At 73.6% G+C, this 21,966-nt stretch carries 22 protein-coding genes; 7 read left to right on the forward strand and 15 right to left on the reverse strand.

What is annotated here, in order from left to right; genetic code table 11:
- Window positions 1-69: 69 nt before the first annotated feature.
- On the forward strand, window positions 70-1,518 hold the full coding sequence (locus AC6JBM_RS17705; protein ID WP_497984681.1) for a GGDEF domain-containing protein: 1,449 nt from the start codon (window positions 70-72) through the stop codon (window positions 1,516-1,518).
- Between the two features lie 10 nt (window positions 1,519-1,528).
- On the opposite strand, the gene ctaD is transcribed toward AC6JBM_RS17705, so the two are convergent.
- From ctaD to AC6JBM_RS17725, 4 genes are all read right to left on the reverse strand, one after another.
- Window positions 1,529-3,193 carry an aa3-type cytochrome oxidase subunit I gene (gene ctaD / locus AC6JBM_RS17710; protein ID WP_497984682.1) on the reverse strand — a complete coding sequence of 555 codons (1,665 nt, stop codon included), beginning with the start codon at window positions 3,191-3,193 and terminating at the stop codon, window positions 1,529-1,531.
- Window positions 3,190-4,716: a cytochrome bc1 complex cytochrome b subunit gene (gene qcrB / locus AC6JBM_RS17715; protein ID WP_497984683.1), complete on the reverse strand. Its 1,527-nt coding sequence runs from the start codon at window positions 4,714-4,716 to the stop codon at window positions 3,190-3,192. The genes ctaD and qcrB overlap by 4 nt, the downstream gene beginning before the upstream one ends.
- Window positions 4,713-5,135: an aa3-type cytochrome oxidase subunit IV gene (gene ctaF / locus AC6JBM_RS17720; protein WP_497984684.1), complete on the reverse strand. Its 423-nt coding sequence runs from the start codon at window positions 5,133-5,135 to the stop codon at window positions 4,713-4,715. Before ctaF ends, qcrB begins: the two co-directional genes overlap by 4 nt.
- A 64-nt stretch (window positions 5,136-5,199) precedes the next feature.
- Window positions 5,200-5,754: a vitamin K epoxide reductase family protein gene (locus AC6JBM_RS17725; RefSeq protein ID WP_497984685.1), complete on the reverse strand. Its 555-nt coding sequence runs from the start codon at window positions 5,752-5,754 to the stop codon at window positions 5,200-5,202.
- Between the two features lie 337 nt (window positions 5,755-6,091).
- On the opposite strand from AC6JBM_RS17725, the gene AC6JBM_RS17730 reads away from it, so the two are divergent.
- Window positions 6,092-6,403: an STAS domain-containing protein gene (locus AC6JBM_RS17730; protein WP_497984686.1), complete on the forward strand. Its 312-nt coding sequence runs from the start codon at window positions 6,092-6,094 to the stop codon at window positions 6,401-6,403.
- Between the two features lie 15 nt (window positions 6,404-6,418).
- On the opposite strand, the gene AC6JBM_RS17735 is transcribed toward AC6JBM_RS17730, so the two are convergent.
- The gene (locus AC6JBM_RS17735; protein WP_497984687.1) at window positions 6,419-7,216 is read right to left on the reverse strand and encodes a phytanoyl-CoA dioxygenase family protein; all 798 of its coding nucleotides are present in this window, start codon (window positions 7,214-7,216) and stop codon (window positions 6,419-6,421) included.
- Between the two features lie 57 nt (window positions 7,217-7,273).
- Here AC6JBM_RS17735 and AC6JBM_RS17740 point away from each other — a divergent pair, with 57 nt between their 5' ends.
- Both AC6JBM_RS17740 and AC6JBM_RS17745 read left to right on the forward strand, forming a co-directional pair.
- Window positions 7,274-8,290, forward strand: coding sequence for a LacI family DNA-binding transcriptional regulator (locus AC6JBM_RS17740; protein ID WP_497984688.1), 1,017 nt, complete (start codon window positions 7,274-7,276; stop codon window positions 8,288-8,290).
- Window positions 8,291-8,409: 119 nt separating this feature from the next.
- A complete protein-coding gene (locus AC6JBM_RS17745) occupies window positions 8,410-9,675 on the forward strand; it encodes a radical SAM protein (protein WP_497984689.1) in 1,266 nt (421 codons plus the stop codon).
- A 69-nt stretch (window positions 9,676-9,744) separates the two neighbouring features.
- Here the strand turns inward: AC6JBM_RS17745 and AC6JBM_RS17750 are convergent, their stop codons facing one another.
- The 6 genes from AC6JBM_RS17750 to AC6JBM_RS17775 all read right to left on the reverse strand — a co-directional run bounded on the left by AC6JBM_RS17750 (window position 9,745) and on the right by AC6JBM_RS17775 (window position 13,147).
- The gene (locus AC6JBM_RS17750; RefSeq protein ID WP_497984690.1) at window positions 9,745-10,050 is read right to left on the reverse strand and encodes an STAS domain-containing protein; all 306 of its coding nucleotides are present in this window, start codon (window positions 10,048-10,050) and stop codon (window positions 9,745-9,747) included.
- Between the two features lie 80 nt (window positions 10,051-10,130).
- Window positions 10,131-10,463 carry a hypothetical protein gene (locus AC6JBM_RS17755; RefSeq protein WP_497984691.1) on the reverse strand — a complete coding sequence of 111 codons (333 nt, stop codon included), beginning with the start codon at window positions 10,461-10,463 and terminating at the stop codon, window positions 10,131-10,133.
- Window positions 10,464-10,473: 10 nt separating this feature from the next.
- Window positions 10,474-10,914 carry a DUF3618 domain-containing protein gene (locus AC6JBM_RS17760; RefSeq protein ID WP_497984692.1) on the reverse strand — a complete coding sequence of 147 codons (441 nt, stop codon included), beginning with the start codon at window positions 10,912-10,914 and terminating at the stop codon, window positions 10,474-10,476.
- Window positions 10,911-11,312, reverse strand: coding sequence for a phage holin family protein (locus AC6JBM_RS17765; RefSeq protein WP_497984693.1), 402 nt, complete (start codon window positions 11,310-11,312; stop codon window positions 10,911-10,913). Before AC6JBM_RS17765 ends, AC6JBM_RS17760 begins: the two co-directional genes overlap by 4 nt.
- Window positions 11,313-11,383: 71 nt before the next feature.
- Window positions 11,384-11,812 (reverse strand): ATP-binding protein, encoded by a 429-nt coding sequence (locus AC6JBM_RS17770; RefSeq protein ID WP_497984694.1) that lies wholly within the window; start codon window positions 11,810-11,812, stop codon window positions 11,384-11,386.
- A 96-nt stretch (window positions 11,813-11,908) separates the two neighbouring features.
- On the reverse strand, window positions 11,909-13,147 hold the full coding sequence (locus tag AC6JBM_RS17775) for a PP2C family protein-serine/threonine phosphatase (RefSeq protein WP_497984695.1): 1,239 nt from the start codon (window positions 13,145-13,147) through the stop codon (window positions 11,909-11,911).
- 96 nt (window positions 13,148-13,243) lie between these two features.
- Here AC6JBM_RS17775 and AC6JBM_RS17780 point away from each other — a divergent pair, with 96 nt between their 5' ends.
- The 3 genes from AC6JBM_RS17780 to AC6JBM_RS17790 all read left to right on the forward strand — a co-directional run bounded on the left by AC6JBM_RS17780 (window position 13,244) and on the right by AC6JBM_RS17790 (window position 14,898).
- Window positions 13,244-13,618 (forward strand): STAS domain-containing protein, encoded by a 375-nt coding sequence (locus AC6JBM_RS17780; RefSeq protein WP_497984696.1) that lies wholly within the window; start codon window positions 13,244-13,246, stop codon window positions 13,616-13,618.
- A 114-nt stretch (window positions 13,619-13,732) separates the two neighbouring features.
- Complete coding sequence (locus AC6JBM_RS17785) at window positions 13,733-13,999, forward strand: hypothetical protein (RefSeq protein WP_497984697.1); 267 nt, start codon at window positions 13,733-13,735, stop codon at window positions 13,997-13,999.
- Window positions 13,996-14,898, forward strand: coding sequence for a PfkB family carbohydrate kinase (locus AC6JBM_RS17790; RefSeq protein ID WP_497984698.1), 903 nt, complete (start codon window positions 13,996-13,998; stop codon window positions 14,896-14,898). The genes AC6JBM_RS17785 and AC6JBM_RS17790 overlap by 4 nt, the downstream gene beginning before the upstream one ends.
- A gap of 19 nt (window positions 14,899-14,917) precedes the next feature.
- On the opposite strand, the gene AC6JBM_RS17795 is transcribed toward AC6JBM_RS17790, so the two are convergent.
- From AC6JBM_RS17795 to AC6JBM_RS17810, 4 genes are all read right to left on the reverse strand, one after another.
- Window positions 14,918-16,189, reverse strand: coding sequence for an SGNH/GDSL hydrolase family protein (locus tag AC6JBM_RS17795; RefSeq protein WP_497984699.1), 1,272 nt, complete (start codon window positions 16,187-16,189; stop codon window positions 14,918-14,920).
- Window positions 16,190-16,309: 120 nt separating this feature from the next.
- Window positions 16,310-17,512: a PP2C family protein-serine/threonine phosphatase gene (locus tag AC6JBM_RS17800; protein ID WP_497984700.1), complete on the reverse strand. Its 1,203-nt coding sequence runs from the start codon at window positions 17,510-17,512 to the stop codon at window positions 16,310-16,312.
- The gene (locus tag AC6JBM_RS17805; protein WP_350625385.1) at window positions 17,509-17,826 is read right to left on the reverse strand and encodes an STAS domain-containing protein; all 318 of its coding nucleotides are present in this window, start codon (window positions 17,824-17,826) and stop codon (window positions 17,509-17,511) included. Before AC6JBM_RS17805 ends, AC6JBM_RS17800 begins: the two co-directional genes overlap by 4 nt.
- Window positions 17,823-21,914 (reverse strand): SpoIIE family protein phosphatase, encoded by a 4,092-nt coding sequence (locus AC6JBM_RS17810; RefSeq protein ID WP_497984701.1) that lies wholly within the window; start codon window positions 21,912-21,914, stop codon window positions 17,823-17,825. Before AC6JBM_RS17810 ends, AC6JBM_RS17805 begins: the two co-directional genes overlap by 4 nt.
- Window positions 21,915-21,966 lie beyond the last annotated feature (52 nt).

The following is a 21,966-nucleotide window of genomic DNA, read 5'->3' on the forward strand; positions in this document are numbered from 1 at the left end:
CCCGGATCACGCCGGGCTCGCACCGGGGGCGCAACGCAGCATCGCGGGCCGCGTGCCGAAGGTATGGCCGTGCAAGCGGTACGCAGTCGGCTGGCCTCGGCCTACCTCGCCCTCGCCGGGCTGATCCTGGCGGGGTTCCCGATGGTGCCCGACGGCAGCCTGGCCCAGACGATATGGCAGGTCGCGTGCGGCTGGCTCGGCGCCGCGGCGATCGTCGTCGGCGTCCGGCGGCACCGGCCCGCCGCCCCGGCCGCGTGGTGGCTCGTCGCCGCCGGGGTGGCCGGCAACGCCAGTGGCATCGGCGTGGAGGCGATCCTGACCTGGACCAAGGCGGAACCGGGCTTCCCCTCGTGGGCCGACGCCGCCTACCTGTCGCTGTACCCGTTCGCCGCGGCCGGCATGTTCCTGCTCATCCGGCGCCGCAGCCCGCTGCGCAACTGGTCCACCGTCGTGGACGCCGGGACGCTGACCACCGGCATCAGCCTGCTCGCGTGGATCTTCATGGTGAAGCCGGCGGCGTCCGACCCCGACATCGGGCTGCTCGGGCACGTCGTCAGCGTCGCCTACCCGGTCGGCGACATCGTGCTGCTCGCCATGACGGTGCGGCTGCTGCTCGACGGCGCGGCGCACAACACGTCGTTCCGGCTGCTCGGCACCGCCCTGATCGCCTTCCTCGCCGGGGACACCGCGTGGGCCGTGGTCAACCAGCTCGCCCTGGAGCCGGGTCCGATGGCGCACAAGCTGCTCGCCGACGTGTACCTGCTCGGGTTCCTCGCGTTCGGCGCCACGGCGCTGCACCCGGACGTGCGCACCATCGCCCGCCCCGCGCCCCCGCGGCCGGTGCGGCCCAGCCGGCGCATGCTCGCCGTGCTGGCCTCGACCTCGCTCGTCGGCCCCGCGCTGCTGCTCGCCGAGGCGCTGACCGGCGACGTGACCGATGCCGTGGCCATAGCGCTCGGCTGCGCGGCGCTGTTCCTGCTCGTCGTGACCCGCATGTCCCAGCTGCTCACCCAGCTCGACGTGCAGTCGCAGAGGGTCCGCGAGCTCGCCGTCACCGACGACCTCACGGGCCTGGCGAACCGGCGGGCCTGGAATGCCGAGGTGCCGCGCGCCGTCGAACGCGCGCGCCGGACCGGGACGCCGCTCGCGGTCGCGCTCGTCGACCTCGACCACTTCAAGCGGTTCAACGACAGCTACGGCCACCCCGCCGGCGACCGGCTGCTCAAGGAGGCGGCGGCCGCCTGGCAGCACCACCTGCGCTCGGCCGACCTGCTCGCCCGCTACGGCGGCGAGGAGTTCGTCGTGCTGCTGCCCGACGCCTCGGCGGACGAGGCCGGGCGCGTGCTCGACCGCATGCGCGAGGCGACGCCGCTGGGCCAGACGTTCTCGGCGGGCATCGCGATGCTGGCCGACGGCGAGGGCTCCGACGAGCTCGTCGCCCGGGCCGACGCCGCCCTCTACGCGGCCAAGCGGGCCGGGCGGGACCGGGTCGCGCTCGCGGCGGGCCGGGCGGGCTGACCGCGCGGGATCAGGGCTCCTGGGGGCCGTACACCTCGTCGAACACCGGGCGGTTGGAGCGGATGCGCGGCAGGCGGGCGAAGTTGTGCCGCGGCGGCGGGCAGCTGGTGGCCCACTCGAGGGAGTTGGTGTATCCCCACGGGTCGTTGCCCTCGACGACGCGCCCGAAGCGGTACGAGGACCACAGGTTGTAGAGCAGCGGCAGGATGGACACCCCGAGGATGAGCGCGCCGATGCTGGAGATGGTGTTGTACGTCGTGAAGCCGTCCGAGGGCAGGTAGTCCGCGTACCGGCGGGGCATCCCGCGCGTGCCGAGCCAGTGCTGGACGAGGAACGTGGTGTGGAAGCCGACGAACGTCAGCCAGAAGTGCGCCTTGCCGAGCCGCTCGTTCAGCATCCGGCCGGTGATCTTCGGGAACCAGAAGTAGAGCCCGCCGAACGCGGCGAAGACGATCGTGCCGAACAGCACGTAGTGCATGTGGGCGACGACGAAGTACGTGTCGCTGACGTGGAAGTCGACCGGCGGCGAGGCCAGCAGCACCCCGGACAGCCCGCCGAAGAGGAACGTCACGAGGAAGCCAAGCGACCACATCATCGGGGTCTGGAACGTCAGCTGGCCGCGCCACATGGTGCCGATCCAGTTGAAGAACTTCACGCCGGTGGGGACGGCGATGAGGTACGACAGGAAGGAGAAGAACGGCAGGAGCACCTGCCCGGTGACGAACATGTGGTGCGCCCAGACCCCCATCGACAGGATGGCGATGGCGATCGTGGCCCCGACCAGGCCCTTGTAGCCGAAGACCGGCCGGCGCGAGAAGACCGGCAGGATCTCGGTGACGATGCCGAAGAACGGCAGGGCGACGATGTACACCTCCGGATGGCCGAAGAACCAGAACAGGTGCTGCCACAGCAACGCCCCGCCGACCGCCGGGTCGAAGACGTGCGCGCCGAGCTTGCGGTCGGCCTCGAGCACGAGCAGGGCCGCGGTGAGCACCGGGAACGCCATCAGCACCATGATCGCGGTGATGAAGATGTTCCAGGTCAGGATGGGCATCCGGAACATGGTCATGCCGGGCGCCCGCAGCGTGACCACGGTGGTGATCATGTTGACGGCGCCGATGACCGTGCCGACGCCGGCCACCACCAGGCCCATCGTCCACAGGTCGCTGCCGACGCCGGGTGAGCTCGGCTCGCTGTTCAGCGGCGCGTAGGCGAACCAGCCGAAGTCGGCCGCCCCGCCGGGGCTCGCGAACCCGGCGATGGTGATCAGGCCGCCGGTGAGGTACAGCCAGTACGCGAGCGCGTTGAGCCGCGGGAAGGACACGTCGGCGGCGCCGATCTGCAGCGGCACCAGGAAGTTGCCGAAGCCGAACACCAGCGGCGTGGCGAACAGCAGCAGCATGATCGTGCCGTGCATCGTGAACAGCTGGTTGTACTGCTCGGTCGAGAGGAACTGCAGCCCCGGGCGCGCGAGCTCGGCCCGCATGAGCAGCGCCAGCACGCCGCCCAGCAGGAAGAAGCCGAACGACGTCACGAAGTACATGACGCCGATGCGCTTGGCGTCCGTGGTCGCCAGCAGGTCCACGACCCGGGAGCCGGGCAAGGTGCGGCGGCGGGGCCCGGGCAGGTTGGGCGTGTGCACCGGATCGATCGGCAGCACCGCGCGATCGGTCATCGGCGGTCTCCTTCGGCTCCGGCATCGGCGGTCTCCTGCTCCGGCAGCGCCGGCTGGGCGGCGCCCACGCGCTGCATGCGCTTCGGCACCGCCCATCCGGCGTACGGCAGCGGCAGGGCGTCGGCGGGGGCGAGCGGCTGCTCGATCTCGCGGTACTCCCCGTCGGGCATGCGGACGACCACGCCGGTCTCCAGCCCGTGCGCGAGCCGCTGGCGGTCCTGCTGCTGGAAGCCCAGGCACACCCGGCGGGCGACGTAGAACGCCAGCGGGGGCAGCAGCACCGCGCCGATGCGGCCCGCCCAGATCATCGCGTTGAGGCTGATGTGGAACTTGTCGGCGATGATGTCGTTGGCGGCCGACACGGTGAGCACCAGGTAGAACGTCACGGCCATGGCGGCGACCGCGGTGCGGGTGGGCGCGTCGCGGGGCCGCTGCAGCAGGTTCTGATAGCCCTCGCCGGGATGCCGCCGGGCGTGGCCGAACGGGTAGCCGATCGCGAGGACGGTCAGCAGGCCCGGGAGCACGACGCCGGGCCAGAAGACCGGGGACAGCGTGTAACCGAAGGCGCGGACCTCCCACGGTGGCATGAGCCGCAGGCCGCCGTCGAGGAACATGACGTACCAGTCGGGCTGGCTCCCCGCGGAGACCACGGCGGCCTCGTAGGGGCCGAACAGCCACAGCGGGTTGATCTGCACGAGGCCGCCGAGCCCGGCGATCACGGCGAAGACGATGAGCGCCAGCCCCGTGGAGCGCCCGGCGAAGCCCGGCACCATCCGCTCGCCGACGACGTTGGCGTTGGTGTGCTCGGGGCGGGGCCACTGGGTGTGCTTCTGCTTGACGATCAGGCCCAGGTGCACGCTGATGAGCGCGATGAGCACCCCGGGCACCAGCAGGACGTGCACGATGTACAGCCGGCCGATGATCAGCTCGCCCGGGAACTCGCCGCCGAACAGGGCGCTGGACACCCAGGTGCCGACGATGGGCAGCGCCTCGATGATGGTGCCGGCGATGCGCAGGCCCGTGCCCGACAGCCCGTCGTCGGGCAGGGAGTAGCCGGCGAAGCCCTCGATGAACCCGAGCCAGAACATCAGGATGCCGATGACCCAGTTCGCCTCGCGCGGCTTGCGGAAGGCGCCGGTGAGGAAGATCCGGCCCATGTGCACGACGATCGCGGCCATGAACAGGTTCGCCGACCAGTGGTGCATCTGGCGCAGGAACAGCCCGCCGCGGGTGTCGAAGGTGATCCGCAGGGTGGAGTCGTAGGCGGCCGACATCGGCATCCCGCGCAGCGGCGTGTAGGAGCCGTCGTAGCGGACCTCGCGCATCGACGGGTCGAAGAACAGCGCCAGCATGATGCCGGTCAGCACGAGCATGACGAAGGAGTACAGCGCCAGCTCGCCGAGCATGAACGACCAGTTGTCGGGGAAGACCTTGTTCAGCATCCGCCGCAGTGGCGTGGCCGCCTGGAAGCGCTCGTCCGCCGCCCGGGCCGCCCGCTCGGCGCGGTCCGGCCGCCGGCTCACCGCGACTCCGGGGAGCCGGCGTAGAACTCGTACACCAGGCCGGCGATGGCCAGCAGCGAGGCGATCGCGGCGGTGCCCAGCAGCCACCACTGGCTCAGCGCGATCCCGACGGCCCCGGTGGCCACCGCGATCGCGATGCCGAAGGGCCAGAAGCCGGGCGGGGCGAAGTACCCGACCGTGCCGGCCCCGTCGGCGATCTCGGCGTCCGGGCGGTCCTCGGGTCGCGGCGGCATCCGGCGGGCGACCAGTGCGAAGTAGCCCGCGCAGAGCGTGCTCATCAGGCCCGACACGACCAGCGCCGTGCCGCCGGCCCACTCCGTGTGGGCGACCGCGCCGCTCCCGGTCCACCACAGGTACACGGCCGCCGCGGCGAACATCAGCCCGGCGATGACCCCGAACACCTTCGCCTCCGTGCGCACCGCGCCCCCTTCACCCGGACGGGTCGTCCGACACCGCAGCGCCACCTATCCCGCCGGGCAGGGTTCAAACGCCTTCGCCGCGGACCGCCACCTTCCACGTCAACCCGTAGCGGTGGGCCCGGCGGATCTGCCGCCAGGCCGCCGTCACCTCCTCGGCGACGAGGAACGGCACGGTGAGCGAGATCGCGGCCGAGAGCAGGCACAACGTGCAGAAGGTGCCCACGACCAGGGCCTGCACCAGGATCAGGCCGATCGCCGTGAGCGCGATGGCGGCGGCGGTCAGGCCGAGCAGGAGGACCAGCCACGGCCGGCGGCGCCAGCGGCGGGTGCCTCCGGAGAGCTCCAGCACCATCTCCAGCAGGTAGGCGGCGGCGCCGAGGGCCGCGTCGCGCACCGGCAGGGACCGGGAGAACGCGGAGTCGAGCACGCGGACGCTGCCGTCGCCGAACCAGGGCTCCCAGACCTCGCCGGTCACGCCGTACTGGAACATGGCCAGCCGCAGCGACACCGCGAAGCCCGTCAGCGCCAGCACCGCGACGATGATCCGCGCCGGCCAGGCCGACGGGCCGTCGAAGGCGCGCCGGAACCACTCGGGCATCGAGGCCGCGCGCCGGGTCATGAACCGGCTCCTCGTCGCCACCGCCGGGACGGAACGCGGCGCCACCGGCGCCTGGAGTCACTTCGCACCCGAGTCACCCTCTGCCGGTTCCCCCGCGCGGGCGGCTCACACATCCCGGGCGTTTGACCGTCCCGAGGCCGGGTACCGGGGCGGCCCTCGTCCGTGCCGGTCAGCATCCGGTTGGAACCGATGTGCGGCGCGGCGAGTCTCAGATATGGGCGAGCCACCTTCCGGGGTCGGCCGGACCGGCGAACCCCAGTGGCGGCGATCAAACTTCGCGCCGGCTGGGTACCAGACGGTCCAGGGGTCGTCAGCTCGACGAGAGGAGGTCCATCGCTTGCTCGACGAGTTCGCCGTGCGGGTCGACGGCGGCGCCGACACGGCGACCGTCGCGGTCATCGGCGTGGTCGACCTCGACACGGGCAACCGGCTCTTCGACGCGATCGCGGCCGTGCTCGGCCGCGACGGGCTGCGGCGGGTCGAGGTGGACCTCGGGGCGGTGACGATGCTCGACGCGGCCGGGGTCGGCGTGCTGCTGGCCGCGCGCAACCGGGCCCGCACGGTCGGCGTGCGGTTCCGGGTGGGCAACCTCAGCGAGCCGGCCCGCGAGGTGCTGAAGATCGTCGGGCTGCTCGGCATCGCCGCCTGACGGGCGCCGCCGACGTCAGGCGTCGCCCATGACGAGGCCCTCGATGGTGTGCTTCTGCTCGATCGGCACCAGCGTGTCGACCACCGCGCAGGTCAGGTGGTCGCGCACCGCCGCGGGCAGGGCCGCGTGGTAGTCGCGGGTGACCGCCATCGCGTGCCGCTCGTCGTTGCCGGCCCCGGGCGCGTCTACGCCGAGCACGAGGACGGGCCGCGACGTGTCGGACACGTTCGCGGTGCCGCGGTGGATCGTCAGCGCGGAGCGGGCCGAGATGTCGCCGCGGCGCGGATACTTGCGCACCGCGCGCTCGAGGTAGCGCGGGTAGTGGTCCTTCGGCGGGAACATGCCGTGCTCGAACGCCGGGTCGTCGTCGAACTGGGTGCCGGGGGCGATCTCGAAGGGGCCCATCGCCTCGGTGGTGTCGACGCCGGTGAGGTTGAACGCCAGCGAGTTGAGCCGACCGGTGTCGCGCGTGACCGGGTGCATGGGGAAGTCGCGGTGCCAGGGCTGGTCGGCGGCGCCGGGGCCGGGCACGTCGAAGCCGAGCTCCACGATCTGGTACCGCGGACCGAGCACGGCCTCGCAGACCGCCGTGACCCACGGGTGCGACGCCAGGTCGGCGAAGCCGCGCAGCTGCTCGGGGTGGATCTCCACGTAGTAGCGGTTCGGGCCGCGGCCGACCGCGCCGCCGGGCCGGGCGAGCGCCTCGGCGAGGGCCGCGTCCATGTCCTCGCGCATCCGATCCGCCCACTCGACCGGAAACGCACCGCGGCACGCCGTGATGCCGTCGTGGTAGATCTCGTCGTAAGCCTGCATGTGCTCCAGCTTGCAACGTGGCATGCAACGTTGCAAGTGGTGCCGTACGATCGATTGGTGGGAGCGAGCCTCAAGGACGTCGCCGAGCGGGCGGGCGTGTCGATCCGGACCGTGTCGAACGTCGTGAACGACTTCCCGCTCGTCGCGGCCGGCACCCGCGAGCGCGTCCAGCGGGCGATCGACGAGCTGCAGTACCGGCCCAACGCCGCCGCGCGCAGCCTGCGCGGCGGCCGCTCCGGTCTCGTCGGGCTGGTGCTGCCCGAGATCGCCTCGCCCTACTTCGGCGAGCTGGCCGCCCTGGTGACCCGGGCCGCGGAGCGCCGATCGTGGACCGTGCTGGTCGAGCAGACCGACGGCGATCCGGAGCGCGAGCGGCGGCTGCTCGACGGCGGGCGGGCGCCGGGCGGGCAGGTCGTCGACGGGCTGCTCATCAGCCCGTGGGCGCTCAGCCCCGCCGACCTGCGCCCGCACCCGGGCGGCGCGCCCGTGGTGCTGCTCGGCGAGCAGGACGGCGGCGGCCTCTTCGACCGCGTCGCGATCGACAACGTCGCGGCGGCCGCGGACGTGACCCGTCACCTGCTCGCGACCGGCCGGCGCCGCATCGCCGTCGTCGGGCTGCAGCCGCACCTGGCCAACGGCACCGCGGAGCAGCGGCACCGCGGCTACCGGGCCGCGCTCGCCGAGGCCGGCGTCCGGCCCGATCCCGCGCTGGAGATCCCGGTGCGGCGGCTGCACCGCGCGGACGGCGCCGCGGCGCTGGCCGGGCTGCTGGACGAGGGGCGGAAGTTCGACGCGCTGTTCTGCTTCACCGACCAGCTCGCGCTCGGGGCGCTGCGCACCGCCGGCGAGCGCGGGGTGAGGGTGCCGGGGGACGTGGCCCTGGCGGGGTTCGACGACATCGAGGACGGCCGGTTCAGCACGCCGTCGCTCACCACGGTCGCGCCGGACAAGGCGGCCATCGCGGAGGCGGCGCTGGAGTGCCTCGCCGACCGTCTCGGCCGCGGCACGGCCGCCGGTCCGGCACGCTGCGTCGTCGTCCCGCACCGCTTCGTCGCGCGGGAGAGCTCCGCCTGAGGGAGACGGTGCTCACATCGGTGGCGGGTGCCGCACATCCGCCGGTCGTCCGGGAGGATGTTCTGGTGATGCAGTCGCGTACGGAGCTCGTCGAAGACTTGATGGGTCGCTTTCCCCACGTGCCGAGGGAGGCGGTCATCAAGGAGGATCTGCTGCGAGGCGGCATGGCCTTCGACGACTCGGCCCTCACCGACAACGAGGGCGGGGACGTCAAGCCGAAGTCGTACTTCATCTTCTCCTTCGACCACCGCACCCTGCCCGACCTCGGCACCGCCGCGCTGCGCCGGCCGCCGGAGGAGATCGTGCTCACCGGCGGGCCCTACGAGCTGCGCCGCACCGTGGTCTCCGTGCGGATCAACCCCAGCTCGCCGTACCGTGTGAAGACCGACGAGGACGGCCGGCTCCGGCTGCACCTGGACGACCGGCCCATCGCCGACATCGGGCTCCCGCCGATGCCCGACTACTACCGGCACACCCTCGCGAACGGCAAGTCCGTCATGGAGGTCGCGCCGACCATCCAGTGGGGCTACCTCATCTACCTGACGGCCTTCCGGGTGTGCCAGTACTTCGGCGCCAAGGAGGAGTGCCAGTACTGCGACATCAACCACAACTGGCGCCAGCACAAGGCGGCCGGGCGGCCGTACACGGGCGTCAAGCCGGTGGACGAGATCCTCGAGGCGCTGGCCATCATCGACAAGCACGACACCGAGCGGGCGTCGAAGGCCTACACGCTGACCGGCGGCAGCATCACCTCCCACGTGGGCGGCAAGGCCGAGGCCGACTTCTACGGGCAGTATGCCCAGGCGATCGAGGAGCGCTTCCCGGGCCGCTGGATCGGCAAGGTGGTCGCCCAGGCCCTGCCCCGCGCCGACGTGCAGCGGTTCAAGGACTACGGTATCCAGATCTACCACCCCAACTACGAGGTGTGGGACAAGCGGCTGTTCGAGCTCTACTGCCCCGGCAAGGAGCGCTACGTCGGCCGCGAGGAGTGGCACCGCCGCATCCTCGACTCGGCCGAGGTGTTCGGCCCCCGCAACGTCATCCCGAACTTCGTGGCCGGCGTGGAGATGGCCGCCCCGGCCGGATTCACCACCGTCGACGAGGCGATCGCCTCCACCGCCGAGGGGCTGGAGTACTTCATGTCCCGCGGCATCACCCCGCGGTTCACCACCTGGTGCCCGGAGCCGACCACGCCGCTGGGCAAGGGCAACCCGCAGGGGGCGCCGCTGGAGTACCACGTCCGGCTGCTGGAGACGTACCGCGCGATCATGGAGGCCAACGGCCTGACGAGCCCGCCCGGCTACGGTCCGGCCGGCCCCGGCCGCGCGGTCTTCTCGGTGAGCTCGTTCATGGACAGCCTGCCCGCCGCGCCCGACGCCGCCTAGCGCTCACCGCCGGCCGCTCGTCACGGGGGGCGGTGAGCGCTAGGCGGCCGGCGCTCTCGGCCTCGTCGTTCACGCCGAGCCCTCGGGGCCCTCCGCGAGGTGCTCGGCCACCCCCGTCAGCTCCAGGGCGCTCAGGACGATGCCGTGCGCCCCCGTGATCCGCAACTCGCGCCCGGCCGCGTCGGCGTCACGGCGGGCGTGCAGCAGCGTGCGGATGCCCGCCGAGTCCAGCAGCCGCACGTCACGCAGGTCGACGACGAGTCGGCCACCCGCGGGCAGCTCCGCGAGCGCGGCGCGGATCCGCTCGCCGAGCGCCGGCGCCGTCTGCGGATCGATGACGCCGGACGGGGCGATGGTGACACCATCGGGAACCACAGACCCTCCCCCGGCCCATGCGGTATCGGTCGCCCCGATGATAGCCAGCCGCCGAGGTCAGCCCGCCCGGCCGTCGCCGGTCACACCGTGCTGTCGAGGCTGTCCAGGTCCACCGGGCCGGTCTTCGGCGCGGTCTTCGCGGCTGTGCGCTTGCGCGGCTTCGGCGCCGCGGTGCTCGTGGGCGTGGGCGTGGGCACCGCCTCGGCCGGCGTGGGCAGCGCCTTCACCGGCGTGGTCGCCGCCGGGGCGGGCGCGCTGAACAGCTCCTGCACGGTCTGCACGGCCTGCCCGGGGGTCGGGTTGGCGCGCAGGCGGCCGGTGCTGGCCACGATCTGCTCGTACTTCTCCCGCCCGGCCCGCGCGCCGAGCACATAGCCGACGGCCGCACCCGCGGCCAAGGTCAGCAGACGCATCTGTCTCTCCTCATCCCCGCCGGCGGCGGACTGCGTACACGATGACGATCACGGCGGCGGCCGCCCCCGCGATCACGGCCCACGGCAGCGGGCGGCGCGCCTCGGCGGCGAAGTCGGTGTCGCGGACGGTGTCCCGCACGGATGTCGCCGCACCGGTGGCCCGGTCCGCCACGGCGCTCGCAGCGCTGCCGGCCCGGTCCGCCACGGCGCTCGCCGCACCGCTCGCCCGGTCCGCCACGACGATCGCCGCGCTGCCGGCCTTGTCGGCCACGGTGCGTGCCGCGGCGCCGACCCGCTGCTTGGCCCCGTCGACCGCCTCGGCGGCCGCTTCCTTGGCCCGGCCCTTCACGTCGGTCTTCGCCGCGAGCTGCTCGGCCGTCTCCGCGAGCTCGGCCCGGGTCGCGGCGATCTCCGCCCGCAGCCGGTCCGGCTCCTCGCTCTGGGTGCTCATCCTCGTCGTCCTTCCCGCACCGCGGCCTTCACGGTGTCCACGTCCGCGTGCACGCCGTCGACCGCCTGCTGCGGGACGGGCGGCGCGGCCTGCGCCAGCTCCCGCTTGCCCAGCAGCGCCGCGATCCCGGCCGCGGCCAGCACCGCGACGAGCACGACGAGCACCGCGAGCCAGAGCGGCCAGACCAGATCGAGCAGTACCACGAGCAGCGTCAGCAGCAGCCCGACGGCGAACCAGGCCAGCACCGCGGCCGCGCCGAAGAGCCCGCCGCCGATCCCGGCCCGCCTGCCCTTCTCGACGAGCTCCACCTTCGCCAGCGCCAGCTCGTCGCGGACCAGCGTCGAGATCTGCTCCGCGGCCCGCCGGACGAGCTCGGCCGTCGGCGCGTCATCAACCATTGCGGCACCCTCCCGAAATCGCCGTCAACATTCCCTTGCCATTCGGCAATCAAACGTCCGAATGAGCCGATTCAGTGATCCAGGGCCAGCTCCAGCCACACGTCCTTGCCGTCGTCCGGGTGGTCGCGCACGCCCCAGCGCGCGGCGATCGCCTCGACCAGCAGCAGCCCGCGGCCGTGATCGGCGTCGGCCGCGGGCGCCTGCGCGGCCACCACCGGGGCGGCGACGTCGTCGTGCACCGAGATGCCGAGGACGCGGTCGGTGCAGTACACGTCGATGTACCCGACGCCGTCGGCGTGCAGCAGCGCGTTGGCGGTCAGCTCGGAGACGAGCAGCTCGATGTTGTCGCACAGCCGGGCGGTCGCGGGCCGGGCCAGCAGCCGGGGCAGGACGCCGAGCACCCACTCGCGGGCGGCGGCGGCGACGGACACGTCGCGGCCGTTGCGGGGCCGCCAGCGCACCGAGCGGCCCTCGGCCTCGCCGCCGTCCTCGTCGTCCATCAGATTCCCCCGCGAATCGCTCGGGCCACGCGTTGGAGGGATACCCCGATATCGACGCGGCACACACGGGCCCGGTCCCGCGGGGCCGATTTCGCGTCAGGCGAGGGGCGACATCGTCCGGACCGCGTCGTACGACCACTCGACCAGCATCAGCGTGGCGTCGTCGGACGGGGGCCCGTCGTAGTGCGACAGCGCCGCGTGGCAGAGCCGGCGCAGCGTCTCGGGCGCGGGGAGCCGGCCCGCGTCGCGCCGGACGAGCCCGGCGAGCCGGTCCACGCCGAACGCGGTGCCGTCGCGGTCGCGCGCCTCGGTGATGCCGTCGGTGTAGAGCAGGATCCGGTCGCCGCGGCGCAGCATCACCTCGCCGACCTCCCGCCCGGCGTCGTCCAGCCCCAGCGGCAGCCGGCGGCCGCCGGTGAGCCCGTGCACGAGCCGGCCGTCCCGCACGAGCAGCGGCGGCGGGTGCCCGGCGTTGACGTAGCGCATCCGGCCGCTGTCCAGGTCCAGCTGCGCCAGGACCGCCGTGGTGAAGCGCAGTTCCGGCAGGTACTCCTCCAGCGCCCGGTCGGCCGCCCGGGCCAGCGCGTCCAGGTCGTCGCCCGCCCGCCGGGCCGCCCGGATCGCCGACATCACCGCGGCCGTGCCGAGACCGGCCCGCATCTCGTGCCCGGCGGTGTCGAAGATCGCGAAGAACAGCGACGCGCCGTCCGCCGCGTAGTCGAACCCGTCGCCGCCGACCTCGTAGCACGGCTCGAGGATCGCGGAGACCACCGCGCGGTGGCACACGAACGTCAGAGGCGGCAGCAGCTGCCAGAGCAGCTCCGAGGCCTCCGACATACGCCGGGCGCGACGAACCTTGAGCAGAGCGTCACCGTACGGGACCTTGGTCGCGATCAGGTGCCCGACGAGCTGGACGAACAGGTCGCAGCCGGCGAGAAAGGCCTCGTCGCCGGGGTCGGTGCCGGTGTCGCCGCGGACGACCACCTCCAGCACGCCGAGGCGCTCGTTGCCGTCGAGCACGGGCATCCACAGCCGGGCGGGCCGCCCGTCACCGGCCGGCACCGGCTCGCGCGACACCGTCATGAACACCCGGCCCGGGACCGTCGAATCGACCGGGATCGGCTCGATCGGCTCAGTGTCCGCCGCGCCCGGCCTGGGCACCGGGCGCAGCGCGCGCTGCTCCTGGTCGACGAGGTAGATCGTGGCCTCCAGCCCGAGCGGCAGCACGGCCGCGGCGACCTCGGCGGCCAGCTCGTCGGGCTGGGCCAGCCTGGTCCGCGCCAGCAGATCGACGATCGCCGCCCGCCAGGGCCACGGTTCGTCGGGGGTGCTCACCGGACGACCTCCTCGCTTGCTCCGCGCGACGACATCACCACCATCTCGCACCCGCGCGCTGTCCGCCCGCCGTCCGGCGCGGATAGGCTCACGATCGTGCGATCCTCATTCCTCGGCGACGGCGGCAAACCCGCCGATGCCGTGACCGTGCAGGTGCTCGACGGCGATCCCGCCGTCGTCCGCGTGACCGGCCGGCTCCTGTTCGACACGCTGCACCCGCTCGCCGAGGCGCTGCAGGGGCTGGCCCAGGCGGGCCGTTCCCGGATCGTCGTGGACCTCGCCGAGGTGCCGATGTGCGACTCCAGCGCGCTGAACCTCCTGGTCCGCACCCGCTCGGCCCTGGACGGGACGGGCGGATGGCTGCGGCTGGCGACCGCGCAGCCCATGGTCGCCAGCGTCCTGGAGATCACCAATCTGACGTGGATCCTGCCGGTTTTCGCCACCGCCGAGGAGGCCGCCGCGCAGACCTGAGCGGCCCGGGCCACGGGCCGGCCGGCCTCAGCCGCGCGCCGGGCGCCGCGCGATCAGCTCGCCGGGAAGCACCAAGTTCGTTTCCCGCGGCCTCAACGGTGGTAGTCGGCCCCGGTGCGACAGTATTGGATGGACCACAGCCAGGCACCGCCCCTCGCGGTCGGGGCGCGGCAGACGTTCTTCGTCACCGCGGGCATCTCACTTTCAGTGAAGACCGCAATACTCGCCGTCGCCAGCGGGCCGGGCCGGCTGCCGCGCAGCCGCGACGCGCACAGGCCGATCGCCGGGATCGTGGACTCCCTGCACCCCGGGCCGGCCGCGGGCAGGGCCGTGCCGGACGCCGCCGGCACGAGGCTCGACACCGTGCGGGTGGCCGCATGAACGCGAACGTCACGGTCGTCGGGCAGCTCGCGCGGGACCTGGTGCTCGTGCTGGACGGCGGGCTGCCGGAGGCGGGCACCTCCGGGGCCGTGCGGGAGCGGCGGGAGCAGCTCGGCGGCAAGGGCGCCAACCAGGCCGTCGCGCTCGCGCAGCTCGGGGCGCGCCCGGCGCTCGTCGCGGTGGCCGGGGACGATCCGGCCGGGGACGTGCTGCTGGAGCAGGCGAGCGCCGACGGGATCGACGTCTCCGCCGTGGTGCGCCGGCCGGGAACGGCGACCGGGCTCATCGTCGAGGTGTTGCAGGAGCCGAACCGGTGGCGCTACCTCGAGCATCTCCCCGAGCCGGTGCTGCTGTCCGCGGGCGACGTCACGCGCGCCGATCGGGCCTTCGGGACGGCCGAGGCGGTACTGGTACAGCTGCAGCAGCCCGAGGAGGCCGTGCTGGCCGCGGCTCGGCGCGCCGCGAACGCCGACGCCCTCGTGGTGCTCGACGGCGCCGCCCCGGACCGCGCCCGCGACGAGCTGCTCGCCCTCGCCGACGTCGTGCGGGCCGACGCGCACGAGGCTCGGATGCTCACCGGCGCCGACTCCCCGCAACGGCTCGAGGCCGCCGCGGCAGACCTGGTGCGCGCCGGGCCGCGGGTGGCCGCGCTCGCGTTCGCCGGGGGCAACGTGTTCGCCTGGCGCGGCCCCGGCCCGAACGTCGAGACGCTCACGCTGCCCCTCGGCGGCGAGAAGGTCGTCGACACCACGGGCGCCGGCGACGCGCTCGTCGCGGCCCTGACCGTGGCCCTGCTGCGCGGTGACCCGGTGCCGGACGCGGCGCGGTTCGCGGTGGCCGCGTCCGGCGCTACCGTCGGGCACCCGAGCGGCCGGCCCGCGCTGCTGGGCCTCGGGTGATCGCTCCGGCCCCGGCTCATCAGACGGCGGGCCGCGTGATGTCGATGTCGTCCACGTAGCCGCGGAAGAGGCCGGTGCCCGCGGGCCGGTCGTAGCCGATGCGGATCTGGTCGACGGTGCCGCCCGCGAGCGGGGTCAGGTTCACCGTGACCCGGTTCCACTGGTTCGGCACCAGGTGGCCGCCCTCGCCCTGGAACTGCGGGTGCGCGCGCACCCCGAACTGGTCCACGGCCCCCGAGTCGCGCAGGCTGCGCCCGTCGGTCAGGAACAGGTCCAGGGCCACGTAGGTGCCGTTGGCCTGCTGCGGGTAGATCCAGTACGTGAGCGTCGTGCCGGCCGTGAGCGCGACGTGCACGTTGTAGAGGCGGTTGTACGAGTACGAGCCGGACGCGCTCAGGTCGTTGCCGGAGTACATCAGCGCGTACGTCCCGCCGTGGGCGAGCTCGGCCCGGCGGCCCGACTCCATGCTCGTCAGGCCGCAGCAGTAGCCGCCGACGTTCAGCGACGACTGCACCGTGTCGGTCCACGTGAGCTGCTGCACCGTGGTGCCGAAGTCGGTGCGGAACACCGGCCAGGCCCGTCCGGCGCCGAGGACGGGCTGCAGCGTGGAGTACCACACGTTGGCCAGCTTCGAGTAGCCGTCATCGGTCGGGTGGATGCCGTCGGGGCCGATGTCGGCGAGCGTCAGGTTGGCGGCGAAGTCGGCGAGCCGCACGCCCTTGGACTGGGCCAGGGCCGGCAGCTTCGCGTTGAACGCGGCCACGCGCGCGTTGACGGCCGCGTCCCGGTTGGGCACGAGGGTCGACACGACCACGGTCGCCGCGGGGGCGTCGCGCCGGATCTGGTCGACGAGCGCGCCGAGCCGGGCCGGCGCGTTGGCCACGTCGTAGTTCTGGATCATGTCGTTGGTGCCGGCGTTGATCAGCACGAGGTCGGGTTTCGCGGCGGCGATCCAGGCGTCGGTACCGGCGGCGACCTGATCGATGCGATAGCCCGGATGGCCCTCGTTGTCGCGGTCCACGCCGTTGCCGGACTGCTGGGAGCCGACGAAGTCGACCGCGATCCCGGCGTCGTCGGCGAGATGGCGGCGCAGCTCCTCACGGTAGCCGTTGCCGTCGGTGGAGGCGGTCCCCCACGTGATGGAGGCCCCGAGCGGCATGATCCGCAGGGGCGTGGCGGCCGCGGCCGGGCCGGCGGCCACGGCAGGGGCGGCGAGTGTGGTGGCGGCAAGCACAGTGGCGGTGAGCGCGGTGGCGGCCGCGCACAGGGCAGCGGAAAGCCGTCGAAGCATGGTCCCTCCCCAGGCGATGCTTCGGTACGGCAAGCAAAGACGACCGTCGATGAATTGTCAACGGTTGACAGAACACCGCGCCGGCGGCGCGGACGGGGACGGAACCCGGGTCCGGCCGGCCTAGATCCGGCGCAGGGCCAGCAGGGCGATGTCGTCGCCGGCCGGCTCGTCGTTGAGCATCGTGGCCATCACGCTCGTGCACAGCTCGTCGGGGTCCGTGGCGGTGACGGCCTCGGCCAGGCGGTCCAGCCCCTCGCCGATCGGCCGGGCCCGCCGCTCGACCAGGCCGTCGGTGTAGAACAGCAGCGCGCCGCCGAGCGGCAGCGGGAACTCGGTGTTGTGCCGGGGCCGGCTGATGTGGGTGCCCAGCGGCAGGTTCGCGCGGACCGGGAGCAGTTGCGTGGCGGCGCCGGGCGCGGCCAGCATCGGCGGCGGGTGGCCCGCGACCGACAGGGCCATCGTGGCCAGCGTCGGGTCGATGACCGCGTAGATCGCCGTGGCCATCGCGCCCGGCTCGAAGTGGTGGATCTTGCGGTCGAGGCGGGTCAGGACGTCGGCGGGGTCGTCGGTCTCCAGGGCGTACGCGCGCAGGGCCGAGCGGATCCGGCCCATCACCACGGCGGCGCGCAGCCCGTTGCCGGCCACGTCGCCGACGGCCACGCCGATGCCGCCCGAAGGCAGCTCGAAGACGTCGTACCAGTCGCCGCCGACGCCGACCTGCGCGCCCGGCACATACCGGACCGCGACCTCGAGGCCGGGGATGTCCGGCGGACGGCTCGGCAGCAGGCTGCGCTGCAGGGCGTAGGCGGTCGCGCGGTCGAGGCTGTGCAGGCGGGCCTGGGTGGCGGGGGCGATCCGGTCGGCGACGAGCTGCAGCAGCTCGACGTCGCCGGGCGTGAACGAGCGCGGGGCTCGGGCGCCCACGTACAGCACCCCGATGACCCGCCCCGCGGTGATCATCGGCACGCCGAGCATCGCGGCGATGCGCTCGTCCAGGAGTACCGGACTCACCACCGTCGTCGCGTCGACCCGGTCGATCGCGACCGGCTGGGCGCCCGCCGCGACCACGCCGGCGAACCCGCGGCCGAGGGGCACGCGGATGCCGAGGTTGACCTCGCGCTCGAGGCCGCTGGCGGCGGTGGCGACGAGGTCGCCGCTGTCCTCGTCGAGCAGCATGACGGTCGCGGTGTCGGCGTGCAGCAGGTCGCGGGCGCGCACGAGCAGCTCGTGAAGGAGGTCCTCGACGCCGAGCTTGGACAGCGCGGCGTCCGTGATCTGCTGCAGGCGCCGCAGCTGCTCCCGGCTGTCGTGCGGTTCCGTCATGCGCCGGCGTCCCCGGCCACGACCTCGACCGCCGCGAGCTGGTCCAGGCCGCTGAAGGTCAGCAGGGCCTCGTTGAGCGGGCTGATGCGGATGTCGAGCCGCTCGGCGTGCGCGAACAGGGTCGCCAGGGCGGCGCTGTCGAGGTACTCGACCCGCGTCAGGTCGACCAGGAGCCGCCCGGCCCCGTCGCCGAGCGCGTCGCGCAGCCGGGCCGCGAACTCGGCCGCGTTGGTGAGGTCGATCTCGCCGACGGCGCTGAGCCGGGCGACGCCGTCGACCGCACGACCAGTGGTGATGTGCAGCGGAGTGGTCATGGCGTGATCCTCGTGGACATCTCGACGGTGGTACCGGTGGCTCCGGTCTGGAGGTCGACGTGCTGCATCAGGGCCCGCATGAGCTTGATGCCATGGCCGCGGTTCGGGTCGGGCTCGCTGCGCTCGGGCCGCCAGCTGCCGTTGTCGGTGACGGTCAGGTGCAGGTCGCTGCCCATCGCCCGGACCAGCAGCCGCACCCAGCCCTGCCCCTCGCGGTGCCCGTGCTCGATGGCGTTGGCGCACGCCTCGCCCGCGGCGACGAGCACCTGCTGGGCCATGTAGGTGCCGATCCCGGCCCGGCCCATCCAGCGGCGCAGCGCGGCCCGGGTCGGGGCCAGCTCACTGCTCCTGGCCGCGAAGGACAGGTCCAGGGGGGCCGGGTGGCGGTACAGCAGCATGGCCACGTCGTCGCTGGCCCCCTCGTCGCCGATCATCTGCTCCAGGACCCGGTCGGCGAGCTCGTCCACGGGCAGGGCCTGGTGCGACTGCACGGCGTCGGCGGCGTTGCCGATGCCGACCGTCAGCGGGCGCCGGCGGCGTTCGACCAGCCCGTCGGTGTAGACCAGCAGCACCCCGCGCGGCGGCACCGTGACGCTCGCTTCGGTGCGGACCTCGCCGCGCGGGACGCCGATCGGCAGTCCCCGGGCCACGGTGAGCAGCTCGCTCCGCCCGTCCGGCAGCGCGAGGATCGCGGGCGGATGGCCGGCGCTGGCGTAGGTCAGCCCGCCGTCCTCGGGGTCGAGGATGGCGCAGAACGCCGTCGTGCACACGGCCCCCGGCAGCAGGGCCGCGAACCGGTCGAGCGCGGTGAGCACCTGGCCCGGCCCGGTCGCCTGCAGCAGCAGGGCGCGGGCGGCGCTGCGCAGCTGGCCCATGACCGTCGCGGCCTCCAGCCCGCGGCCGACGCAGTCGCCGACCATGATGCCGATGCGCCCGTCGGGCAGGTCGACGGCGTCGTACCAGTCGCCGCCGACCTCCAGCGGGCGGGTCGCCGGCTGGTAGCGCACCGCGAACCCGTCCGGGAGCACGACCGGGCCGAGGATCGAGCGCTGCAGCGTGACCGCGACCTCGCGCTCCTGGTCGAACGCGTAGGCCCGGTGCAGGGCCTGGGCCACCGACCCGCACAGCAGCAACAGCAGCGTCTGGTCCTCGGTGCCGAAGCCGCGGGCCGGGTCGAGCGCGATCCGGATGCCGACCGCCCCGAGCGGCGAGTCGAGGCTCGTGCCCGCGCCGATCGGGCGGCCGCCGGCCCCCATCTCGATGAGGATCCGCGAATGGCCGAGGTCGAGCAGGCCGTCGAGCACCGCGGGCGCCGCGGCCTCGCCGGCGGCGTCGAACACGGTGAGGGCGCCGGCCCGGGCGGTCACCCCGGTGGCGTGCCACTGGCGGCGCAGCTGCCCGACGGCGGCCTGCAGCACCTCGGGCACGGTCCGGGCGTCGGCGAGCCGCTCGTTCATGGCGTTCAGGGCGGTCTCGCGCTGGGCGGCGGAGCGCTCGGTGGTGATGTCGCGCAGGGTGCCGACGAGCATCGTGGAGCCGGCGTCGTCGTGCACCGAGTTGATCGTGACCGCGGCCCAGAGCCGGTGCCCGTCACGGTGCTGCAGCGGCAGGACCATGTTGCCGTGCCGGCCCGCGACGACCTGCCGGTACTGCTCCATGACCTCCTCGTGCGCGGTCGGATCGGCCTGCCGGTCGGGCCACCACGGGTGCGGCGCCGGGTAGGGCACCCCGTCGGCCGGGTAGCCGAGGATGTCGGTGAAGGCGGCGTTGACCTCGACGACCGCGCCGTCCTCGTCGGCGACGAAGAACCCCTCCTGCAGCGAGTCGATGAGCGCGGTCCGCCACCGGGCGTGGTGGTTGCGCAGCCGCGCGAGATCGACGTTGGCCCGGACCCGGGCCAGCAGCTCCTGGGCCGCGAACGGCTTGACCAGGTAGTCGTCGGCGCCGGCGGAGAGCCCCTCGACGGCCGCCTCCTGCCCGGCCCGCGCCGACAGCAGCATGACCGGCACGCCGGCGGTGCGCGGGTCGGCGCGCAGCGCGGCGACGAGGGCCAGGCCGTCCACGCCCGGCATCATCACGTCGGAGACGATCAGGTCCGGCGGCTGGGCCCGGGCGGCGGCGAGTGCGGCGGTACCGTCCGCCACGGTCGTCACCTCGTACCCGGGGTCGAGCAGCCGGCGCAGGTAGTCGCGCATGTCGGCGTTGTCGTCGGCGACGAGCACCCGGGCGCGGGGTCCCTCGCCGGGCGCCGCGGGCACCACCGGGCCGGCGGCCGGGTGGTCCTCCTCGGCGCCGGGGAGCCAGCGCAGGGCCTCGCGCACGAACGGCTCGGCCGTCTCCGTGGCGGTGTCGCTGCCCGTCGCCTCCACGAGCTGGTCGGGCGGCAGGTGCGCGGCGCCGAACGGCAGCCGGATGGTGAACGTGGTCCCGGCACCGGGGGTGCTCTCGGCCTCGATGGTGCCGCCGTGCAGGGTCACCAGCTCCTGCACCAGGGCCAGGCCGATGCCGCTGCCCTCGTTGGAGCGGGCGCGGGCGGTCGCGATGCGGTGAAAGCGCTCGAACAGCCGGGGCATCTCCGCGGCGGGCACGCCGATGCCGGTGTCGGCGACGGTCACCACCGCGTGGGTGTCCCGGGCCGCGACCGCGACGCGGATGCCTCCGTCGAACGTGAACTTCAGCGCGTTGCTGAGCAGGTTCAGGACGATCTTCTCCCACAGGCCACGGTCGAGGTGGACCGGCTGGGGCAGCGGCGGGCAGTCGACGTCGAACGCGAGCCCGGCCCGCTCGATCGCGGCCCGGAACACGCTGGCCAGCTCGGCCGTGAACAGCGGCAGGTCGACGGGCTCGAAGCGGGCCTGCATCCGGCCGGCCTCGATGCGGGAGAAGTCCAGCAGCGTGTTGACGAGCTTGCCCAGCCGCAGGCCGTTGCGGTGGATGACCTCGACCTCGTCGCGGGCGCGCTGGTCATCGGGCGGGAGGTGGTCGCGCAGCTCCTGCAGCGGGCCCATGATGAGGCTGAGCGGGGTGCGGAACTCGTGGCTGATGTTGGAGAAGAACGCGGTCTTGGCCCGGTCGAGCTCGGCGAGCTCCTCGGCGCGCCGCTGCTGGGCCTGGTAGCTGCGGGCGCTGGCGATGCCGGTCGACACGTGTCCGGCGGCGAGATCGAGGAACCCGCGGTACCCCTCGTCCAGGAGGCGGTACCGGTTCAGGCCGGCGACGAGGAAGCCGTATGGCGTCGTGCCCTGCTGCAGCAGCGGCAACAGCAGCGCCTGGGTCGGCGGCTCGGCCCAGTCCCCGGTCGGCAGCCCCTCGATGCCGCGCAGGTCGATCGGCATCGGCGAGCCCGCGATCGGCCACGGACCGGCGGTGTCCCCGGGGGCGATGCGCTGCGGCGCGGCCGGGTGCCCCGGGGCGAGCCCGGTCGCGGCGGCCAGGTCGGCGCCGCCGTCCTCGTCGAAGAGGTAGGTCAGCGTGAAGGGCAGGTCGCGGCCGTTGCGCACGAGCTGCTCGGCGGCGAAGGCGAGCATCTCCCGCTCGGTGCGCACCACGCTCGGGTCGGACCCGAGGTCGCGCAGCGTGGCCATGCGACGCTCGCCGATGACGCGCTCGGTGTCCTCGTTCACCACGCACAACATGCCGGTGAGCGCGCCATCGTCGTTGCGCAGCGGGCTGTACGAGAAGGTGTGGTACGACTCCTCGCGGTACCCGGACCGCTCGACGAACAGCAGCAGCCCCTCGTCCCACGTGGCGGTCCCGGTGGCCAGGACGGACTCGATGCGCGGCCCGATCTCGCCCCAGATCTCCGCCCAGACCTCGCGGGCCGGGCGCCCGAGCGCCCAGGGGTACTTGCGGGCGAGCGTGTCGCGGCGATATGCGGCATTGCAGAAGAATGTGAGCTCCGGCCCCCACGCCATCCACATCGGAAAGCGCGAGGCCAGCAGGATGCTGACCGCGGTGCGCAGGCTCTGCGGCCATCCGCCCGGCGCTCCGAGCGGGGTCGCGGCCCAGTCCACCACGGCGAGGTCCCGGCCGACCTCGGCATCCACGGCGAACACGTCCACGCCGTCGGGATGCCTCCCTTCGGACATACCGTCCCCCTGCTCCGCTCGCGCCACGATCGTTTCGTTACCCAAAGGCCTA

This window comes from Dactylosporangium thailandense, from assembly GCF_059739745.1.